A 2,316-nucleotide genomic window follows, 5' to 3' on the forward strand; every position below is an offset into this window, starting at 1 on the left:
GCAAGAGACTCGGTATCACACAAAAGGAATTGGCCAAGCGCATGGGCACTTCGCAGTCTGTCGTGTCGAGGCTCGAATCGGGTGAGTTCCTCAACGTCACTCTGCGCACCCTGAGCCGCATGGCGCGCGTGCTGGACTGCTCACTTCAGATGGACCTCATTCCGTCGACCCGGGACAAGAGCGAGCAGGGCCGAGCTGAGATCGCTCCGGCCAAGGTGTGACCCCATTCGATCGGGCCCAGCCGAATAGCTGAGCATGGGTCCTACCATGTGGCCAACCATTGCTGGGAGCGCGGCGCAGTCGTGTCGTACAACGACGTCGCCGAGCTTTAATGGTCCTTGCACTCGGCCGGCCGGGCTGTTCGATCGCCAGCGCAGATCTCACAAGACGCTAGCCCGTTCCAACCTTCATCCTCGTGCAATCACCGCCAACCCCTCCCAAGAGTCGGCAGCACTCTTGCACCCCCACTTAGGAGCGCCCGCAGCGGCCCCAGCTAGAACGCGCCCGACCTCGCCTCGCGCTGCAGGCCGTCCTGCAGAGAGCGCCAATACAACTGGCCCGCGCCTGAGAAAAAGGCCCCGAACAGGAAGAGAAACAGCAGCGCCGCTCCCCAGCCGTAGTGAAGCACAGTCCGTCTGGTGAGCGTGCCCAGAGCGTACATCGCGACCGTCGAGTGGAGCAAGCCAACGACGAATGGCAGGAAGAAGATCACAGCCATCTGGCTCAATGCCTGCCCGCGCAGCTCCCTTTTCGTCACGCCCACTTGCTGGAGCCTGCGAGCGTACTTGCGGTCTTCCTCTATGTCCGTGAACAGCCGGGAATAGAGAAGGCTGAAGCACGCCGCAACAAACACGAGCGATACGAAAACCCCGATGAAGACCGTGAGTCCCATGTAAACCACTTGTGTCTGGTATTGCCTGATGGTCGTCGATATCAGCTTCTCTTGCTCGGGAAAGAGCGCCAATAGCTCAGACGATGCTTGCTGCATAGCCCTGCCTCGCCAATTGCCGGTCCACATGGAGATGTGAATCCGCTGCTCGCGTCCAGCTCTCTCGGCCAGGTCTTCATACACGGCATCTGACACTACGAGGTTATATAAGAGGTGTCGGGCCGGATTGATCAGCCGACCGGTTTCATCCGGCTTGACGGTGAACTCCAGCTCCTCTCCGCTGATCTGAACGCGGTCGTTCCACGGCTCAGCCTCTTCTCTCCGACCATGGAACAGAGGGTTAGGGTAGACGAGAATCGCCTGATCAGCATCTCCCAAGGGGAGAGCCTCCCGCCCATCATCAGTCCGCATCTCACGGTAGAAGCTATGTGGCACAACGGCAATGTCTAGCCGCCGCTCAACGAGCTTGCCCTGCAGCGCTACTACCTCTCTGTATGACATCTGGTCGAGTCCGTGCTCGGCGAGCACCGCGTTGACTGCGTCAATGCCTGGCTGTTCGTCGGCACCGCCATACTGCACTAGTTGAACCGGAACCGGATAGGTACCCTCTGCATCGCTTGTACATAGAGCGTAGAGGGTGAAGGCCGTGCCGACGGCAGTCAGTATCACCGCTACGAGGATCCCTACTACTGCGAGCACGCGATAGTTGTCCTGTATCTTGTAGGCCAGCTGGCTGATGGTCAGAAAAGGTCCGGTGCGGTAGTAGTAGCGGTCGCAACCATGCAGCCACGCTAGACAAGCAATACTCGCTTCGCGCATGAGGATGATCGTAGCCACAGAGACGATCAGCGTAACCGGAATGACCCCCGTGAGTACCATCGTCGGATTCGAAGATCCCGCCCACAGGTATCCGCCAATGAGCAGCAGCAGACCGAGAGCCAGCCGCCATCCAGAAAACCTCGGAGCAGCCTTGGGCTTGCGCCCGGCACGCACAAGCTCTACTACGCTGCGACGCAACACCATGCGAAGCGAAGCGATAGAGACGGCTGCGAACATGCCGCCAAAAACGAGGATCGTGCGTAGCCAGACCCCGACTCCTGCGCTGAGAGGAAGCTCCTCCGGCAGCCGCAAAAGGGCCGAAATGCCCATGAAGAAGAGCTTGAGCAGCAGCAGGCCGGCGCCGAGGCCGGCCGCAAGCGACACCGCAGCTATGATCAGATTCTCCGCCAGGATGATCTGGATGAGCTGCCTCTTCGATACTCCGAGAAGGCTCAGCAGTCCAAGCTCTTTCATACGGAGACGCACAAACGAGGAACTCGAGTAAAGTAAGAACAGGAAGGCGAAGATGGCGATTACGACGGCGGCCGCCTTCATGCCCTGCACAGCATACTTCGCATATGGGTACCCGCTTTGGAGGTTGGGGTGCA

The 2,316-nt window shown here is 59.5% G+C and carries 2 protein-coding genes; one reads left to right on the top strand and one right to left on the bottom strand.

Features of this window, described 5'->3' with window-relative positions; all coding sequences use genetic code 11:
* Positions 1-221: helix-turn-helix transcriptional regulator (locus tag NUW23_15540; GenBank protein MCR4427569.1), on the top strand; the 221-nt coding region annotated here is incomplete at its 5' end.
* A 272-nt stretch (positions 222-493) separates the two neighbouring features.
* On the opposite strand, the gene NUW23_15545 is transcribed toward NUW23_15540, so the two are convergent.
* On the bottom strand, positions 494-2,316 hold a 1,823-nt coding region (locus NUW23_15545; protein ID MCR4427570.1), incomplete at its 5' end, for an FtsX-like permease family protein.

The organism is Bacillota bacterium, assembly GCA_024655925.1.
In the GTDB taxonomy this organism is placed as follows: domain Bacteria; phylum Bacillota; class DTU025; order DTU025; family JANLFS01; genus JANLFS01.